The 17,142-nt window shown below is 49.4% G+C and carries 12 protein-coding genes and 1 tRNA gene; 5 read left to right on the plus strand and 8 right to left on the minus strand.

The window, feature by feature from the left end; translation table 11 throughout:
• Positions 1-228: 228 nt before the first annotated feature.
• The gene (locus HMPREF9442_RS04845) at positions 229-2,241 is read right to left on the minus strand and encodes a glycoside hydrolase family 2 protein (protein WP_040602654.1); all 2,013 of its coding nucleotides are present in this window, start codon (positions 2,239-2,241) and stop codon (positions 229-231) included.
• A gap of 192 nt (positions 2,242-2,433) precedes the next feature.
• On the opposite strand from HMPREF9442_RS04845, the gene HMPREF9442_RS04850 reads away from it, so the two are divergent.
• The 3 genes from HMPREF9442_RS04850 (at position 2,434) to HMPREF9442_RS04860 (ending at position 7,060) form a co-directional block, all read left to right on the plus strand.
• Positions 2,434-4,959, plus strand: coding sequence for an ATP-binding protein (locus HMPREF9442_RS04850; RefSeq protein WP_253271028.1), 2,526 nt, complete (start codon positions 2,434-2,436; stop codon positions 4,957-4,959).
• A gap of 82 nt (positions 4,960-5,041) precedes the next feature.
• The gene (locus HMPREF9442_RS04855) at positions 5,042-6,403 is read left to right on the plus strand and encodes a sigma-54-dependent transcriptional regulator (protein WP_008625978.1); all 1,362 of its coding nucleotides are present in this window, start codon (positions 5,042-5,044) and stop codon (positions 6,401-6,403) included.
• 195 nt (positions 6,404-6,598) lie between these two features.
• Positions 6,599-7,060: a hypothetical protein gene (locus HMPREF9442_RS04860; protein ID WP_008625982.1), complete on the plus strand. Its 462-nt coding sequence runs from the start codon at positions 6,599-6,601 to the stop codon at positions 7,058-7,060.
• A 52-nt stretch (positions 7,061-7,112) separates the two neighbouring features.
• Here HMPREF9442_RS04860 and HMPREF9442_RS04865 read toward each other — a convergent pair whose 3' ends face one another.
• The 4 genes from HMPREF9442_RS04865 to HMPREF9442_RS04875 all read right to left on the minus strand — a co-directional run bounded on the left by HMPREF9442_RS04865 (position 7,113) and on the right by HMPREF9442_RS04875 (position 12,080).
• Complete coding sequence (locus HMPREF9442_RS04865) at positions 7,113-7,916, minus strand: TIGR03915 family putative DNA repair protein (protein WP_008625983.1); 804 nt, start codon at positions 7,914-7,916, stop codon at positions 7,113-7,115.
• The gene (locus HMPREF9442_RS04870) at positions 7,913-9,187 is read right to left on the minus strand and encodes a putative DNA modification/repair radical SAM protein (RefSeq protein WP_008625984.1); all 1,275 of its coding nucleotides are present in this window, start codon (positions 9,185-9,187) and stop codon (positions 7,913-7,915) included. The genes HMPREF9442_RS04865 and HMPREF9442_RS04870 overlap by 4 nt, the downstream gene beginning before the upstream one ends.
• A 119-nt stretch (positions 9,188-9,306) precedes the next feature.
• Positions 9,307-9,477 carry a hypothetical protein gene (locus tag HMPREF9442_RS16400; RefSeq protein ID WP_008625985.1) on the minus strand — a complete coding sequence of 57 codons (171 nt, stop codon included), beginning with the start codon at positions 9,475-9,477 and terminating at the stop codon, positions 9,307-9,309.
• Between the two features lie 17 nt (positions 9,478-9,494).
• Complete coding sequence (locus tag HMPREF9442_RS04875; RefSeq protein WP_008625989.1) at positions 9,495-12,080, minus strand: chitobiase/beta-hexosaminidase C-terminal domain-containing protein; 2,586 nt, start codon at positions 12,078-12,080, stop codon at positions 9,495-9,497.
• Between the two features lie 356 nt (positions 12,081-12,436).
• Here HMPREF9442_RS04875 and HMPREF9442_RS04880 point away from each other — a divergent pair.
• Together HMPREF9442_RS04880 and HMPREF9442_RS04885 are read left to right on the plus strand one after the other, a co-directional pair.
• Positions 12,437-12,526: transfer RNA gene (locus HMPREF9442_RS04880), tRNA-Ser, on the plus strand.
• 81 nt (positions 12,527-12,607) lie between these two features.
• Positions 12,608-13,309 (plus strand): CDP-alcohol phosphatidyltransferase family protein, encoded by a 702-nt coding sequence (locus HMPREF9442_RS04885; protein WP_008625991.1) that lies wholly within the window; start codon positions 12,608-12,610, stop codon positions 13,307-13,309.
• A gap of 93 nt (positions 13,310-13,402) precedes the next feature.
• Here the strand turns inward: HMPREF9442_RS04885 and xpt are convergent, their stop codons facing one another.
• From xpt to hydG, 3 genes are all read right to left on the minus strand, one after another.
• Positions 13,403-13,972 (minus strand): xanthine phosphoribosyltransferase, encoded by a 570-nt coding sequence (gene xpt, locus HMPREF9442_RS04890; protein ID WP_040602656.1) that lies wholly within the window; start codon positions 13,970-13,972, stop codon positions 13,403-13,405.
• 507 nt (positions 13,973-14,479) lie between these two features.
• Complete coding sequence (gene hydF, locus HMPREF9442_RS04895; RefSeq protein ID WP_008626006.1) at positions 14,480-15,679, minus strand: [FeFe] hydrogenase H-cluster maturation GTPase HydF; 1,200 nt, start codon at positions 15,677-15,679, stop codon at positions 14,480-14,482.
• A gap of 19 nt (positions 15,680-15,698) precedes the next feature.
• The gene (hydG, locus tag HMPREF9442_RS04900; protein ID WP_087944072.1) at positions 15,699-17,117 is read right to left on the minus strand and encodes a [FeFe] hydrogenase H-cluster radical SAM maturase HydG; all 1,419 of its coding nucleotides are present in this window, start codon (positions 17,115-17,117) and stop codon (positions 15,699-15,701) included.
• Between the last annotated feature and the right edge of the window lie 25 nt (positions 17,118-17,142).

The raw sequence follows: 17,142 nt of genomic DNA on the forward strand, positions 1-17,142 counted from the left end.
CTTACGGTTCTAATGGAATAAAATGTAAAAAACAAGGAAGATATAATATTTTCCACATTAATACTGGTTTTCAATTACTTATATCAGAAGAATCGTTCTGCGCCAAATAAAAAATCATTTGGCGCAGAACGATTTTCCGTTGTGCTGAGAACGATTTTCAAATCTCAGCACAACGGTTTCAGGCTTTCTGCCGTAAACAACATTTACCAACCGGAAGCCTCATCCCATTCAAAAAAGCACCCATTTGCAACGGTCTGAGAACTCCTGTCCACCCCGATGCCCGAAAGCCTCCACTTGGTTCTCCCCGTGCTTCAAACCTACCTTCCTCCAGATGCAAACGCTTCCGTCGCGCTCCGGACTGCCGCAATCCTTCCCGTTCACTTTCAGGCGGACGGTTTCGCAATTCGTATATACTTTGACATCTGTCAAAGAATCCCGACGGGCCACGTCCCTCCGGCTAGTGATATGTACCACCGGCTCTTCCGACCATTCCGACTGATAAAAGTAGAAAGCGTCCTTCCGTATCTTACGGTCGTAAGAGACCAAACCTTTGTCATTCATCCCCGGCATATCACCCTCGTTGCGCGACGCACTGGCAAAATCGAACATGTTCCAGACGAAAGAACCCCACGCGAAACCGCAGCGCTTGATGGCATCGTAAGTCTGTTCGTGCACCGTGGCCTGCCATTCTTCGGGATGGAACACCCCATCGGCCTTCGGTGTCTTCTTTCCCGTCTGCCAATGGTGCCACACGTTGGCTCCTGCCCCGTACTCGCTCACGGCAATGCCCTTTCCACCGCCCTTACGGTTCCAACGCTCCAAAGTGGGTTTCATTTCCGACGGTTCCGCCCAATACCAACCGGGATAAGTGTTGAACGCCAAAAGGTCGGGCACGGTGTTTTCCGGCCGCCCCTCCACATTGGAGGCCAATACGGTCAGCCGTCCCGGGTCTTCGCGGTGCGCCACGTCATTGAGTTCCGAAATCAATCCTTTCACATCGCCCTTGGACAGTTCGTTCGACAAGCTCCAACAGAAAATGGAAGGGTGGTTGAAATTCTGTCGGACGAGTTCCGTCAATTCCGTTTTCATGTTCTCCGTGAATTCCGGGGTGTCCAAGGCTTTGCCGACCAAAGGAATCTCGGCCCAGACCAACATGCCCTCGCGGTCGCACAGGGTGTAAAACTCGTCCGAATGCGGATAATGTGCCAGCCGGATGCCGTTGGCACCGATTTCCTTGATGAGTGACATGTCCTCCCGGTGGTCGGCCGAAGAGATGGCCCAACCCTTGTCCGGACGATCCTGATGGCGGTTCACTCCTTTTATCTTATAAGGCTTCCCGTTCAGGATGAAACCTTTTTCAGCGTCCACACGGAAAGATCTCAGGCCGACATACTGCGACAGGGTGTCCAACACTTCCTTGCCCCGTTTCAGCTCCACGAAGACACGGTACAGGTAAGGTGATTTACGCCCGTCCCACAACATGGGGTTGTCCACCGTCAACCGGTTCGTAAAATCGAGCCGTGCCTGTCCTTCTGTGGCTTGGGAGGTGGTGGCCGTCGCCACCAGTTTACCGGCGGCATCGAACACGTCCGCCTTCACGGACAATTCTTTCACCCGTTTCAGTCCGTTGTCCACTTTAGTGACTACCGACAAGTCCGCACGTCGCTCGTTGACCTGTTGACTGACATATACCCCGGAAGAAGCATAATCCAAAGGCGTGATGCAAGTCTTGGGCAATAGGAGGAGCGAGACAGGCCGGTAGATGCCGCCAAAGACGGTGAAGTCCCCCTCCAACGGGGCGATGTTCAACTCCTTACGGTTGGACACGGCAACCTCCAACAGGTTCTCGCCGGCATGCACGTAGGGTGTGATTTCAAAACAAAAGGCATTGAAACCTCCCACATGTTCTCCTACCTCCCGTCCGTTGACTTTCACTTCTGCCTTCTGGCTCGCCGCCTCGAAACGCAAAAATATTCGTTTTTTCATCATCGCGGGCGAAATGGACAAGGTGTAACGGTACGTGCCGTCGCCCCTGTAATAATCGGGTGACGTGCCGTCTTTCGCATTCCACGTGTGAGGCACGTCCACTTGCTCCCATACGTCTTCCGCCCCATCCCTATCCAGACGGAAATCCCATTTCTCACTCAAAAAACTTTGCTGTCTGAGCTGCCCGGCCACAGGAACGGACAGGCATGCGCAAAACATCGCCAAGGCCACGGACCTTACTTTTAATACATTCATTGGTTCTAAAAGGTTAAGTTGCATATACAAAATGATGTCAAAGATAAGGGCCATCATCCTGCCGGGCACCATACATTCCCGTAATAAAATACGATTTTTGCGGCAAAAAGACTTTTGAAGCCGTCTTCTTCCCTCTTTTCGGAAGTTTTTCTTAGTTTTGCAAAAGGAATGAACAGCCACAGCCTTACTCTTATGAAACAAAATACATCCTTCAAAATCGCCTGCGGATACTTTTTATTGATTTGTCTCCTGTTGGGTTCCATCTATTATATTTACCACCAAACCTCCTCACTGGCCCGGATGTCCGGCAATGAACAGACGTTGGCAGAACGCCGGAAAGTGACCCACCAACTCGTCAGCCAACTTTATGAAACGGAAAACATCGGCCAGGCCGTCCATTTCGGCCGTTGGGAGGCATACCGCAAATACGTGCAATCCATGTCAAACGTACAACAGACCATATCTGCATTGGACACTTTATTCACCGATTCCCTGCAAAAGGCCCGGCTAGACACACTGTCTTCCTTGCTGACCGGCAAACAGGAAAACATGAAACGGTTGGTATTGACTTTGGAGAACAACTCCGCCCCGCAGATTTACCAACACCAAATCAGCCTACTTGTCAAAAGCCAGGACACCGTCATCCAAAAGCCGCATATTACCCGGCAAATCATACAGAAAGACAAATCCTACACGGTGAAAGAACCGAAAAAGAATTTCTTCCAACGGTTGGCTTCCGCTTTCCATAAACCAGAAGCGGACACTACCGCCGTGAAACAAACCGTGCAAATCTTGGAAACGGACACCATCCATCAAGAATTCAACGCAAGAGACACCCTTGCACATATCCTGGACAGCATAGAAAGCAGCATGAAACAATATAACAGCCGACGGCGGCAACGCATCAACGCGCAAGCGGAACGGCTTTGGTACACGAGCCTCGAACTTAACAACCGCGTCACGCAACTCCTGGAAAGCATCGAGAAGGAAGAACAGCAACGGTTGGAAGAAGAAAGCCGGAAAGCCTATATGGTGCGGAAACAGGCAGCCCTCACGACCGGACTCATCGCCACGGCTGCCATCCTTTTAGCCATTGTCTTTTTCGTCATCGTATGGCGTGACATCACCAAAAGCAACCATTACCGCCACGAGTTGGAAAAATCCAAGAAAAGAGCCGAAGACCTCTTGGTTTCCCGCGAGAAATTGATGCTGACCGTGACACATGACATCAAGGCACCGGTAGGTTCCATCATGGGGTACACGGAACTCCTGGTCCCCTACGTCCGGGAAAACCGCCCCAAAAACTATTTGGACAATATCCGCAGCTCGTCCGAACATCTGCTCAGCCTCGTCGGTTCTTTGTTGGACTATCACAAACTGGAAGCCCATAAAATGGATTTGCACCCAGTCAGCTTCAGTCCGGACGAACTCTTACGCACCATAGCCCAAAGCTTCTTGCCCATGGCGGAGAAAAAAGGATTGGCACTGCAATTCGAGACCTCTCCCGAAACCCGACGGACCTATACCGGCGATGCTTTCCGCATCCGGCAGATTACGGACAACCTGTTAAGCAATGCCCTGAAATTCACACGGCAGGGGCATATCCTCCTTCGCGCCAAAATGCACGGCCGCCTGCTTTGCATCACCGTACGCGATACAGGATGCGGAATGACTGCGGAAGAACAACAAATGATTTTCAAGGAATTTACCCGCCTGAGCAGTGCACAAGGGGAAGAAGGGGTTGGTTTGGGACTATCCATCACGCTGAAACTTGTACAACTCCTTCAAGGAGAAATCCATTTGGAAAGTACTCTCGGAAAAGGCACTTCCTTCTTTGTCACACTCCCCTTGCAACTCACCCACAAAAAACAGGTTCCTGTCGCAGAAGCCCCTGCCACCCTTGAATCCGTAGAGCGTCCTCTCCATATATTGCTGATTGACGACGACCGTATCCAAATGCAGCTGACCCAAGCGATGTTGCAGCAAATCCAACCGGAAAAAGCGGATTGGGAGATTGTTTCCTGCCGAACGCCGGAAGAAGTATTCCACCGGGTTGGACAATGCCGTTTCGATTTGTTGTTCACAGACATACAAATGCCGTCCATGAACGGCTTCGAATTATTGAAGAAAGTACGAGCACTGAATCCTCCCGCCCACGCACAACTCCCTGTGGTGGCCATCACGGCACGTAACGACATGCAAGAAGCGTTTTTCAGGGAACACGGGTTCGCCACCTGCCTTTACAAGCCATTTAACCAAAAAGACCTGGCTCAAGCCATCCGGAAGGCACTCGGAGAAGCCTGTCCAGAAGTAAAAGAAGCACCAGGGAAACCCGAAGTTGCGCCATCCCAAACGTCGCCCGCCATCGACCTTGAACCGTTGACTGAATTCGCCGGAGACGACCGGAACGCCGCACAGGAAATCCTGAATACCTTCCTACAAGAAACCCTCCTGCATGCCAAAGCGTTCAAAAAGGCTTACGAACAAAAGGATAAGGCCGAAATATGCAGGATAGCCCATAAATTGCTTCCTACCTTCACCCTTGTGGGAGCTCCCTGCATCAAAGCATTACGGACTTTGGAACAACAACGGGATGAACAGGTATGGGACGACACGGACAACGTCCCGGCACAAGAAGTCATCGAGTCTTTCCACCTCATCGTCCGTGCCCTGAAAGAAAAGAATGGCAGTGGACCTGCACATCAGCATGAATATTAAAACATTTAAAAAGCCGCCCCGCATATACTTTCGTACTGCAAAAGGCATTATCTTTGCGTCAACTTAATCCGATAAAGACCACATGGCAGCCATTCTCATAGTAGAAGACGACTTGACGTTTGCCACCATGCTTAAAACGTGGTTGGGCAAACAAGGATTCCAAACCAGTACAGCCGGAGACTTATCCAAAGCGCACAAGTTATTGGAACATCAGTCGTATGACCTCATCCTGTCGGACCTGAGGTTACCGGAAGGCGACGGCCTTTCCCTGCTTGACTGGATGCAAAAACACGGCCTTGCCGTTCCTTTTATCGTCATGACCAGCTATGCCGATGTCCAGAATGCCGTAAACGCCATGAAACAAGGGGCATGCGACTACATTGCCAAACCAGTGCAACCGGCCATGCTTCTGGACAAGATAAAGGATGCCTTGTCCGCGTCTTCTGCAACCCGCTCCAAAAAAGATACGGCTCCCGAAGAGGTTCAAGCAGATACCGAATCCCGCCCGGCATTCCTGGAAGGGAAAAGCGAGGCGGCACGCCAACTTTACAATTACGTGGCTTTGGTAGCTCCGACACCGCTTTCGGTACTCATCAACGGTGCCAGCGGTACCGGAAAAGAATATGTGGCCCACCGCATACACCAATTAAGCAAGAGGGCTGATAAACCCTTTGTAGCCATCGACTGCGGAGCCATGCTCAAAGAACTGGCGGCTTCCGAATTTTTCGGCCACGTGAAAGGTTCGTTTACGGGTGCCGTAACCGACAAAACCGGAGCTTTCGTAGAAGCCAACGGCGGCACGCTGTTTCTCGACGAAGTGGGCAACCTGAGCTACGACGTGCAAGTACAGCTCTTGCGGGCCATCCAGGAACGCAAAATACGTCCGGTGGGTTCCAATCAGGAAATAGAAGTGGATGTCCGGCTTGTCTGTGCCACCAACGAGAACTTGCAACAGGCCATCTCCCGTGGAGAATTCCGTGAAGACCTCTACCACCGCCTGAACGAATTCACCCTGCACATGCCTTCCCTGAAAGACCGGGGTGAAGACATCCTTTTATTTGCCAACTTCTTTCTGGACCAAGCCAACAAGGAACTGGAAAGGCATATCGTAGGTTTCGACGCCCCGGCTTCGGAAGCGTTGCTCAATTACGCATGGCCCGGTAATTTACGCGAATTGAAAAACCGGGTGAAACGCGCCACTTTGCTGGCACAAGACCGCCTGATCCATAAGACCGATTTGGGAGAGTTCAATGTCATAAACTGTGGCGAAGAAGAACTCCCTGCAGCAACTCCTTTCGCCTTACACGATAAAAATACCGAGAAAGAACGTATCCTGCAGGCCCTGCAAACGGCACACCACAACAAAGCGCGTGCCGCACGCCTTTTAGGCATAGACCGCAAAACCCTCTACAACAAAATCAAGCTCTACGACATTCCACAATAATAGTGTGGAATTCTTCCCCACTCATCCCCACATTCCACACGTATGCTTTTGAGCCTCATGCTATCTTAAGCGGAAAGAAATCATTTATAATCAATTCCTTACAATCATCTTTCTTTTTCTGGCATACCTCTTGTCCATTAGTTTGGCAGATGACAAGATAAAACAGTCAAACAATTAAATAAAACAGAAAGCATTATGAAAAAGTTATTTGCAACAGCCTTGATGGCTATGAGTATGGGAAGCGTTTTTGCACAGGGTAACATCGTAGCAAACGACACAGTTAAGACAGATACTACAAAGAACTGTCCTGCAAAAGGTTGCCAGAAATCATTGGCTGCCCTCATTTCCAACGATACTGTAACCACAGACAGCACCAAAGCCAAATTAACCGCCATGTTGGCGTACGTAGCTATGAATGATACGGTAACCACCGACTCCACAAAATCCGCTCCGGCTGCATTAGTGGCACAGAACGACACAGTTACGACAGACAGCACGAAAGCTCAACCGGCCAAACCGGCAGCTTTAGTAGCCATGATTGAGGAGAAGGATACGACTCAAACCAAAGATGCAAAAACAACTCCTTCCACTTGCGACAAAAAAGCAGGAGAGAAAGCGATCCAAGCATTAAACGCCATGAGAAAAATCACCGCCTAACCACACTGATTTTTCTCATTTTAAAAGAGGAGAACGTGCCCGCGTTCTCCTCTTATTTTTCCTCTTCCCCAGTTTGCTTTTCGGTCAGATACTTCCAGTAACGCACCGGCATGTCTTTCCGGTGCTTACGGGGATTCAAGCGTTCCTTAATACAAATGGCTTTGAAATACGTCCGCCACATCTCCTGATACCACATTTCATCCTCGTCCCGCATCGCTTCGCTCAAACGTCCGTCCGGCAACCGGAAAACCTCTGCTCCATCTTCAAAAGTAACACGCACGGACTTATGCCCGGCATAATAGTAGCCATACCGGCGGCGACGGTCGTAAATCAGCCAACATTCTTCCGAAAAACGGTCACTAAAATGCGGAACGATTAAAGGCAACACGTCATAGTCCGGCTCAATCATGGCAAAATAAGTCCCGTCGGCAGTTTTCTGGAAGCGCACGAATTGCATCATGCGAAGACGTTCACAACGTACCTTACGATAGGTATTCGTCACAAAAAGCACATCCGGATCTGCAAAATTCGTTTCAATGCTTTGCCCGGCCTTCACGGCTTTGCATACATACCGAAACAAAGGTAAGTCCAAATCCGGCAGTTCGGAAAAAAGACTGGTCGTCAGGCAAGCCAATGCAGCGGATGAAAGTTTCCGTTGCAATGCCCGAAACACTCTTCCGGCTTTTTCCTCGTCCGTTATCACCCGATGTACGACCGCAAAAAGAGGAGGCGTATCCTTTTCTCCGATAATCGCCACAGGAAACTGGTGACGGTAGAATGCATCGAACACCGCTGTCAGCAAACCGTCCCACGTACGGTCGTACACGAATACACAATCCTCTGTCATACTCCTCATGCAGGTTCCTCCTTAAACAGCAACGTCAACTGCCCGTCGTTCTGTTTCTTCCGGCTTTTCGACTGCACCAATAAAGAACGGACTCGTTCGGGATAAAGCTCATTCACTCCCTTGGCTTCCAACTCCCCACAGGTTATGAAATACTGGGCACGCTTCATCACGCATCCCATTTTCTTCAAATCAAAACTCGTCAAACGTCCGAAACGTCGCGAACAGACAATCAGACGGGCCGACTTTACCCCAATACCGGGCACCCGTAGAATCCGTTCATACTCCGCACGGTTCACATCCACGGGAAATTGTTCGGGATGCCGAAGAGCCCAAGCCAGCTTCGGATCCACTTCCAAATCCAAATCAGGATGCGTTTCATCCACAATCTCTTCCACTTTGAACTGATAGAACCTCATCAACCAGTCTGCCTGATACAAACGGTTTTCCCTGACCAACGGCGGTTGTTTCAGAGCCGGAAGGCGAGGGTCGTACGTATTCACTGCCACATAACCGGAATAATACACGCGACGCATGGTAGGCCGACCGTATAATGCGGACGAAAGGTGCAAAATATCCCGGTCGGACTCCCCGGTTGCTCCCACAATCATTTGCGTGCTCTGTCCCGCCGGAACAAAACGGGGAGCATGCCGGTGTTTTTTCCGTTCTTCCGCACTCTCCAGTACACCTTGCTGTATATATCCCATAGGGCGGTAGACACTCTCATGATCTTTCTCCGGTGCCAACAACTTTAGCGAAGCCTCATTGGGAATCTCTATGTTCACACTCATACGGTCTGCATACAAACCCGCCTCGTCCACCAACTCACGACTGGCCCCCGGAATACTTTTCAAATGGATATACCCATTAAAACGGTGCACCGTACGCAAGTCTTTCACTACACGCACCAAACGTTCCATCGTATAGTCGGGATTCCTCACCACACCGGAACTCAGGAACAATCCCTCGATATAATTCCTTTTGTAGAACTCCATCGTCAGGTCTACCAATTCCGATACGGAGAGTGTGGCACGGGGAATATCATTCGTACGGCGGTTGATACAATAAGCACAATCGTAAATACAATAGTTCGTCAGCATGACTTTCAGCAAGGAGATGCAACGCCCGTCCTCGGCAAAACTATGACAAATGCCTATGCCTCCCACGGTATTCCCCACTCCGCCTTTCACGTTACGCCTCACCGTGCCGCTCGAAGAGCAGGACACATCATATTTGGCCGACTCAGCCAATATCTTCAACTTCTTGAGCGTATCGTCTTTCATACCGCAAACCACTTTTTGTTTTTGCAAAGATAACCCTTTTCAGCAGATTAGGAAAAAGCCGCTCCGGGTTTTCATCCGAAGCGGCTTTGCCGTATCACGTTCAAAAGTGTACCAAAGTATTAATACTCGTTACCCCATATATCGGTAAAACCTTGATTCATATTGGTCCGACCTTCTATTCCATCCTGTGGCGTGTTATCAACTCCTATGGAGCAATTCAACAACAATGAATCTTGAATCTCAAATTCTGCCACTTCGCAAACCGGTTTTATATATATTTTCTTGTTCATATTCCAACTTGTTAATACTATTTTACTACTACTTTTTTACCATTCACAATGTAAATGCCCTGCGGCAAGCCTTGAGTGGCCTCTGATTCGTTGACCTGATGACGGACTTCCACACCGCTAAGTGTGTACACATCTGCCAAACCGCCCTCAACCATTGTTTCGGAGATACCGGTCGCATCTTCAAATGAAATCAGGCGTTGGTTCACGCCAACTTCCCCACTGTATTCCGGAACCTTATCCATATCAATATAAGCACGGTTTCCCGAAATCTTACAACCCTTACCGCAAAGCTGCACTTTGTTTTGGGCACTAATCAGGTACATGCCCTCAGCCACATCTTGCCCCTCAAAAGAACCGACCAATCCGTTTGCTTCACCAGCTTCAGCTACAGCCTTTCCACTGTATGCCGCTATAAGCTTATCGGAAGTTGCACTGAATATATAAGGAACTCCAGCCTCAAGGGTGGTCACTTGCTCCAATACCATGGACTGCGGCCCTCCGTCCTTCATGACTTTTCCGGCAATGCTGAAGAACTCTGCACCAACCATATCTTCTGCGGCCACGGCATAGGGAAGACAGATAGTACCGTAATCGCCGGAAGCGACATTGCGAACATAACCATCAACGATAGGCATATCTGTTGCAAATTGGTTAGTCGTGCTCGAAAGTGAATATGTTCCGAAAACACTGTTACCACTTGAAACCCCAAGTCCTAATACACGAGCAGAATTTGTAGAAGAGTGCCAATAACCATCACTTTCTTTCTTCCACGTGAATTTCTTTGTATCGACTCCTAAATCAGTACTATTTCCTACGTGGGCTACATACTCTCCCGATACAGTTTGGATAGTACCCTTACTTTCATCTATATAAAATTCAAAATCTACAGTTTCAGAAGTCTTAACGACTTTGTTATTCAAAACATCAACTACATCTGTATCCAACTTTTTATCTGAAATTTTATTGGAAGAAAGCATGGCATAATACACACCATCCTTTTCTGCCACTAAAGCCCTTGCTTCCGGCAATGCAGAAGGATCTACCACATTCACGGTACAAGTTGCAGTCGCACCAGTAAATTCATCATTTTCGGCGACAGAGGCTGTAATCGTTACCGTTCCGGCTTTGTTTCCCGCCTGAACCTTGCCCTCGCTGTCCACTTTGGCTATTTCTTCATCCTCAGAAGAATAAATAACCGGGGATGTAGAATTCGTAGTAGCCTTGATGATTAAGGATTCACCCAAGTTCACAGAATAAGCATCTTGTTCGAAAACCAAGGTCGCCTGCGTCTTGCCTGCGGTCTTTACGGCAATATCCTCTTGCAAGATTACATTCAGTTGTTTATCAGAGTGAAACAAACCCGGATACCCTGTTACGTCAACCGTGGCCTGCACATCTGCCGTAATGCTTTCATCAGCCGCCCTAAGTGCTATCTTTTCACCGTTTTGCTCGATTTCCCCATTCTTATTGTTAAAGCCTGATGTTACCGTCGCATCAACCACCTTTACACGCATGGATTCATACTGGGCAAAGTTTTGGTTCAATTCAGCCACAGTCACCACCTGTACCGGAATCTCAACGCCTTCGGCAACCTCCACATTGTCGAACTCCCCTCCTTCCACCTTCAATTCATACAGGCCATTGTACAATGCCAATTGGGCTGATACCACACCGTTCAGTTTCGTCCCGGCCTTCAAATCATTATTTCCATAAATATACAACCCTCCTGTAACATCTTGAATATAAGCCTTCCGGGAGTCGGCATACGTCACCACAGCATCTTTCAACTCTACAAAACAAGTTACACCTTCCGCCGTAGCTATACCGCTTTCTTTCAATGCCTTCAAAGAAGTATATGGTTCTAATTTGGTGTAAGTCGCAGTGACTACTTCACTATTGTCCAACCCATCTTTCACGGCAATAGCTTTTAATGTGGTAGTTTCCGTGAGAGTTACGCCTTCTGTTGGAAACTTATCAGAACCTGTAGTAGGCTCTGCTCCATCCTTTGTATAATAAATCGTGGCACCTTCTGTAGGACAAGAAGCTCCGACCGTAAGTTTATCCACAAAGGTAGTTCCATTAGCCGGTGCAAAAACAGGTGCTGCCACTTGAGTTATCTCAACAGGACGGTATACAACTTTCAAATAATTCACATATAAACGAGACTTTTTATCCCTACCCATACAATAAAATGTAACAGACTTCGCATTTAAATTAGAAGCTGCATATGTGGCATTCGCATTTAAACTCTCTGTTTTTGATTTTTCCACACTTTCATTTATTGTATAAGCAATACTTGTAGACATAGAAGAACCGATTTCCGCAGAAACCAACTCAAAGCCGTCAATCACAGATATTGTAATAGAACCTCCACCATTACCTGAAGCATTCTGATACAAACGAATCTCATCGTTATTAATTGCAGGATTACTTGTTCCCCCTCCTTTTGCCGTAGCATAAGAGACCTTAGCATCCCCCCCCAAACTTTTAGAATTCAATTCCGTAAAAACAGACTGTTCTACAGTTACTTCTTGCCCCCAAACACTGCCGGAGACCAACGCGAGAAGTAGTAATGTCAAAATTACCCCCCCCCGATTTAACATTTGTAAACTTTTTCATACGCTTAAGTTTTATATGAATAATAAATTGAAAAGTTTTCTCATGTTATGACCTGACAAATATATACAAAAGAAATCAAGTTACCATATAAAAAACAAATTATTATTCATATTTCCCCATAAAAATCAATTCATATTGCAATAAAATGACATCATAACGCCACCAAAATTCTTTCAAACCTACAAAAATATTTTAAAATCAAGATATTAACATTATTTTTCAGGAACAAAAGCCTTCGACAAAGATTCACATTCCAAGCCCTATCTCATTATTTCCCGTACTTTTTTGCCCTTTCGGCATGCGGATAAGAAAAAAAGTTGTAACTTTGCCCACCGAACAAGGAAAGATGCCGGAGTGGTCGATCGGGCCGCACTCGAAATGCGGTGAACGGGCAACTGTTCCCAGGGTTCGAATCCCTGTCTTTCCGCCAATACTCCCGACTTCACTATCTCCCCTTGCGGAATGGTAAGGTCGGGCGTTTCGTTTCACCTGACATATAGGGAAAAACAAAATGGGACACGAAAAATCAGAAAGGATACAGACCTCCATCCTGAGCCGGGTGGAGAAGAAAGCTTTAGTGTGGTTAGCCGGACGGCAACCACGTTGGGTCACATCGGACTTCCTCACGTTCGTAGGCGTAATGGGAGCCGTGCTCTTCGCTGTCGGCGGCATGCTAGCACACATCGACCTGCATTACCTGTGGCTCGGCTCACTCGGGCTTGTGGTGAACTGGTACGGTGACAGCCTGGACGGCACGTTGGCACGGGTGCGCCATACCCAACGCCCCATATACGGTTTCTTCATCGACCATACGTTGGATGCGTTAGCCACCTGCCTCTTTTGCCTCGGACTGGGCCTCTCGCCCGTCATGCGGATGGACGTGGCATTGCTCATCATGGGCGGTTATTTGTGCCTCTCCATCTACACCTACATCAGTACCATCATCATCGACGAGTTCCGGCTCACTTACGGCAAATTAGGGCCGACGGAAGTACGCCTTATCCTGATAGCCGTGAACACGCTGTATATCTACGCCCCGTGGCGTGAAACCCATTATGCCATTGGCGGACAGCAATGGAGCGCGTTCGACCTGATTGGTGTGGCCGTGTCGGTTATCCTCTTCACACTTTATGCCACCCAATTTGCTTCGGACCGCCGTAAGTTGGCCGTAAAAGATCCCTTGAAGCCTTACCGACCCGAAAGCGAAAAGTGAAACACCCTTAATATAAACCGTTGTGCCCGGACTCCCCTGTAGGAAATCCGGGCACAACGGTTTATACAGCCAAGAGGGCACGAGGCACGTGCCTTAATCCTTCAACGTGATGCGACATCCGTCCAAACTTTCAATCACCGCCAACGACTCCACGTGAATGCCCTGCGCACGCAAATAATCGCCCCCATGTTGGAAAGCTTTTTCTATGAGGAATCCCATCCCGGCCAATTCGGCACCGGACTGACGCACCAAATCCATCACCCCTTTGGCCGCATTGCCATTGGCCAGAAAATCATCTATGAAAAGCACCTTGTCGCCCGGCTGCAGATAATCCTTACACACGCATACATCATACGTATTGTTTTTGGTAAACGAAAAGACTTTCGTCGCCAACATATTTTCCATCGTGCTCGGTTTCTTCTTCTTGGCAAAGACCACCGGGAGCTCCAAGAGGTAGCCCACCATGATGGCAGGTGCAATGCCGCTGGCCTCTATCGTCAGTATCTTGTTGATGTCGCGCGAAGCGAAACGACGCACGAACTCCACGGCCATGGACTTCATCAGTATGGGATCCATCTGATGGTTGATGAAATTGTCCACTTTCAGTATTCCTCCCTCGAAACATTTTCCATCGCGCAAAATGCGCTCCTTGAGTTGTTGCATATCTTTTTCCTCTTTATATCCCGTCTGAATGTTTTTCCTTCCGGCATGGCCGAAATGTGGGGCAAAGATAGTATAAAAAAAGTAAAAAATGAGGTTTCCTCCACAGAAAATAATGAGACGGTCAATGCCTCCGGAAGAAATAAAAAACACCCGTCACCCCCATACAGAAGTTTTCCGAAAAACATCCTTCATCTTTCAGGTTGCACGATAAACTACTTATAATTAACAGATTATAACCTGAAGGATGTTTCAGGCATCTTTCAGCCATGGCTCATTTCAACCGGCTCAAATTGACGAACCGTTTGGCGCAGAACGAAAAATCGCTTGGCTTAGATTGAAAAATCATTTGGCGCAGATCTTTTTATCGGTTTCAGCCATGAAAGAAGACTGAAAGATGCCTGAAACATCCTTCATCCTGTAAAGCATTGTATGACAACACATTTCCTCATAACCTGAAAGATGAAGGATGTTTCCTGGAAAGACCTTGGGAAAGAAATCCCCATCCTCCTACTCTGGTACCGCCACCTTGTCCAAGATACCGGTCAAGGCTGCTATGGCTATTCCATAATTGGTCACAGGCACACCACAGGCACGCGCCCGCCTCAAACGGTTCAGCACATGGCGACGCGTAAACATGCAGGCCCCGCAATGGATGACCAAATCGTAAGCGGACAAGTCTTCGGGAAAGTCGTTTCCGGACACGATGTCGATGTGCAAAGCCTCGCCGAACTTACGGCGCAACAAACGAGGAAGCTTCACGCGCCCTATATCTTCATGTTGCGGCACGTGGGTGCAAGCCTCCGCTATCAGCACGCGGGCATCCGGACGCAAAGCGCATAACGCCTCCGCCCCTTGCAGGAATTGCCGGATGTCCCCCTTGTAACGGGCAAACAAAACGGAAAAAGAAGTCAGCCGCGTTTGCGGTGGGCAAAGGGCCTCCACCGCCGGAAATACTTGCGAGTCCGTGATAATCAGGGACGGGGGCGACGACAAGACGGACAACGTGGTCGGTAAACGGTCTGCCGTACAACACAAAGCCGTACAACGTTTGTCCAACAGATTGCGCAAGGTCTGTACCTGTGGCAGGATTAACCGTCCCTTAGGTGCCTGAATGTCTTGCGGCATGACCAACACCACGGTATCGCCTTCGCCCACCAAGTTTCCAGTCAAATCCTCCACCTCATCCGTACGGCGATACACCTCGGCCATCGCAGACAGCAAACAGTCACGACCTTCTCCCGTACGCGCCGAAACCGACACCACATCCGTTGCCCCCAATGCCGTACGCCAAGCACCGGCATGGCTTCCACCATCTTCGTCCACCTTATTATATATATACAAAACGGGAATGTCGTCTGCTTGGAAACGTTCCCCCCAAGCCTTTTCCTTCTCTGCCCCGTCCGGCAAACCCGACACGACAATCAAAGCCAAATCTACCCAACGGGCAGCATTGACGGTCTGTTTTACACGCAGTCCGCCCAATTCCCCTTCGTCGTCATAACCGGCCGTGTCAACCAAAACGGAAGCCCCGATACCCGGCAGTTCGATATTCTTCAATATCACATCCGTCGTCGTGCCCGGCACATCGGACACTACGGCAACCTCCTGCCCCGTCAGCATATTCACCAACGAAGACTTGCCGCTGTTGCGCCGGCCGAACAATCCGATATGGAAACGGTTGGCGCGTGGAGTTTCTTCTTTCATCATAGCCTATCTTGTCTATATCTTAAAAACGGAAATCACGCCCGCCCTCCTCTATGGCTTTCAAATAGCGACGGGCATTCTCCCGTACCCGTTCGCCGGGAACGGTTTCCAACAAACGGGCAATCATGGCCTCTCCTTTCGCACGGGTGGCAGGCGACGCATAATCATTCAAATACTCTTTCAGGGTCAGCAAAGCATTAGGCAGGCAACAGTTGGCTATCTGCCCTTTCTTCACCAACGACATGAAACGGTCGCCAGTGCGGCCCTCACGGTAGCAGGCCGTACAGAAACTGGGCAGATAACCCAAATCGAGCAGCCAACCCACCACTTCGTCCAACGAACGGCGGTCGGACACGTCGAACTGGGCGGAATTCTCCTCCGCCTCTTCTTCGTGCACATACCCTCCCACACTGGTACGGGAACCACCGCTCAATTGCGACACGCCCAATTCCAAAACCTTCTCACGGCTGGCAGGCGTCTCACGCGTGGACACAATCATTCCCGTATAAGGCACGGCTATACGGAGCACCGCCACAATCTTATGGAAAACCTCGTCCGGCACACAGTTCTTGAAATCCGCCGTGTCTATGTCATCGGCCGGGCACAGGCGCGGCACGCTGATGGTGTGCGGCCCGACCCCGAAACGGGCTTCCAGATGCTCGGCGTGCATCAGCAGGCCGATGAAGTCGTAACGGTAAGTCTCCAACCCGAACAACACGCCGATACCCACGTCATCAATGCCTCCCAACATGGCACGGTCCATGGCCTCGGTGTGATAGGCATAGTCGCTCTTCGGCCCCGTAGGATGGAGTGCCTCATAATTCGTCCGGTTATACGTCTCCTGAAAAAGAATATACGTACCGATGCCCGCGTCCTTCAAGCGACGGTAGTTCTCCACCGTCGTGGCAGCAATGTTCACATTCACGCGCCGGATGGCTCCGTTCTTATGCTTGATGCCGTAAATCGTACGGATGCTCTCCAACACATATTCGATAGGGTTGTTACGCGGGTCCTCTCCGGTCTCCAAAGCCAACCGCTTGTGTCCCATGTCCTGCAAGGCAATGACTTCCCTGCGGATTTCTTCCTGCGTCAATTTCCGGCGGCGTATCATCTTGTTCTTGGCATGGTACGGGCAATACACGCAACCGTTCACACAGTAATTGGAAAGGTACAACGGAGCGAACATCACGATGCGGTTGCCATAAAAACGCTGCTTGATGTCGCGTGCCAAGGCAAACATCTCTTCCGTCAGGTCCTGCTGCCCGGAAGCCAACAGCACGGCCGCCTCGCGATGGGTAAGCCCTTTGCAAAGGCGTGCTTTCTCCAATATGGACACGATGAGCGGACGGTCATCCTTATGTGCCTCGGCGTATGCCATTGTCTCACGTATCTCCGCGTCGGAGATAAACTCTTCGGCGCGTTCCGATTTCACATCATACATTATCTTCATATCTAATCGTTCTAAT

Source organism: Paraprevotella xylaniphila YIT 11841 (assembly GCF_000205165.1).
Lineage (GTDB): Bacteria > Bacteroidota > Bacteroidia > Bacteroidales > Bacteroidaceae > Paraprevotella > Paraprevotella xylaniphila.

Coding starts and splice junctions, on each gene's coding strand:
- HMPREF9442_RS04850 (WP_253271028.1), top strand. CDS start 2,434: ATGAAACAAAATACATCCTTCAAAATCGCCTGCGGATACTTTTTATTG.
- HMPREF9442_RS04855 (WP_008625978.1), top strand. CDS start 5,042: ATGGCAGCCATTCTCATAGTAGAAGACGACTTGACGTTTGCCACCATG.
- HMPREF9442_RS04865 (WP_008625983.1), bottom strand. CDS start 7,916: ATGAGGAGTATGACAGAGGATTGTGTATTCGTGTACGACCGTACGTGG.
- HMPREF9442_RS04870 (WP_008625984.1), bottom strand. CDS start 9,187: ATGAAAGACGATACGCTCAAGAAGTTGAAGATATTGGCTGAGTCGGCC.
- HMPREF9442_RS16400 (WP_008625985.1), bottom strand. CDS start 9,477: ATGAACAAGAAAATATATATAAAACCGGTTTGCGAAGTGGCAGAATTT.
- HMPREF9442_RS04860 (WP_008625982.1), top strand. CDS start 6,599: ATGAAAAAGTTATTTGCAACAGCCTTGATGGCTATGAGTATGGGAAGC.
- HMPREF9442_RS04845 (WP_040602654.1), bottom strand. CDS start 2,241: ATGAATGTATTAAAAGTAAGGTCCGTGGCCTTGGCGATGTTTTGCGCA.
- HMPREF9442_RS04885 (WP_008625991.1), top strand. CDS start 12,608: ATGGGACACGAAAAATCAGAAAGGATACAGACCTCCATCCTGAGCCGG.
- hydG (WP_087944072.1), bottom strand. CDS start 17,117: ATGTATGATGTGAAATCGGAACGCGCCGAAGAGTTTATCTCCGACGCG.
- HMPREF9442_RS04875 (WP_008625989.1), bottom strand. CDS start 12,080: ATGTTAAATCGGGGGGGGGTAATTTTGACATTACTACTTCTCGCGTTG.
- xpt (WP_040602656.1), bottom strand. CDS start 13,972: ATGCAACAACTCAAGGAGCGCATTTTGCGCGATGGAAAATGTTTCGAG.
- hydF (WP_008626006.1), bottom strand. CDS start 15,679: ATGATGAAAGAAGAAACTCCACGCGCCAACCGTTTCCATATCGGATTG.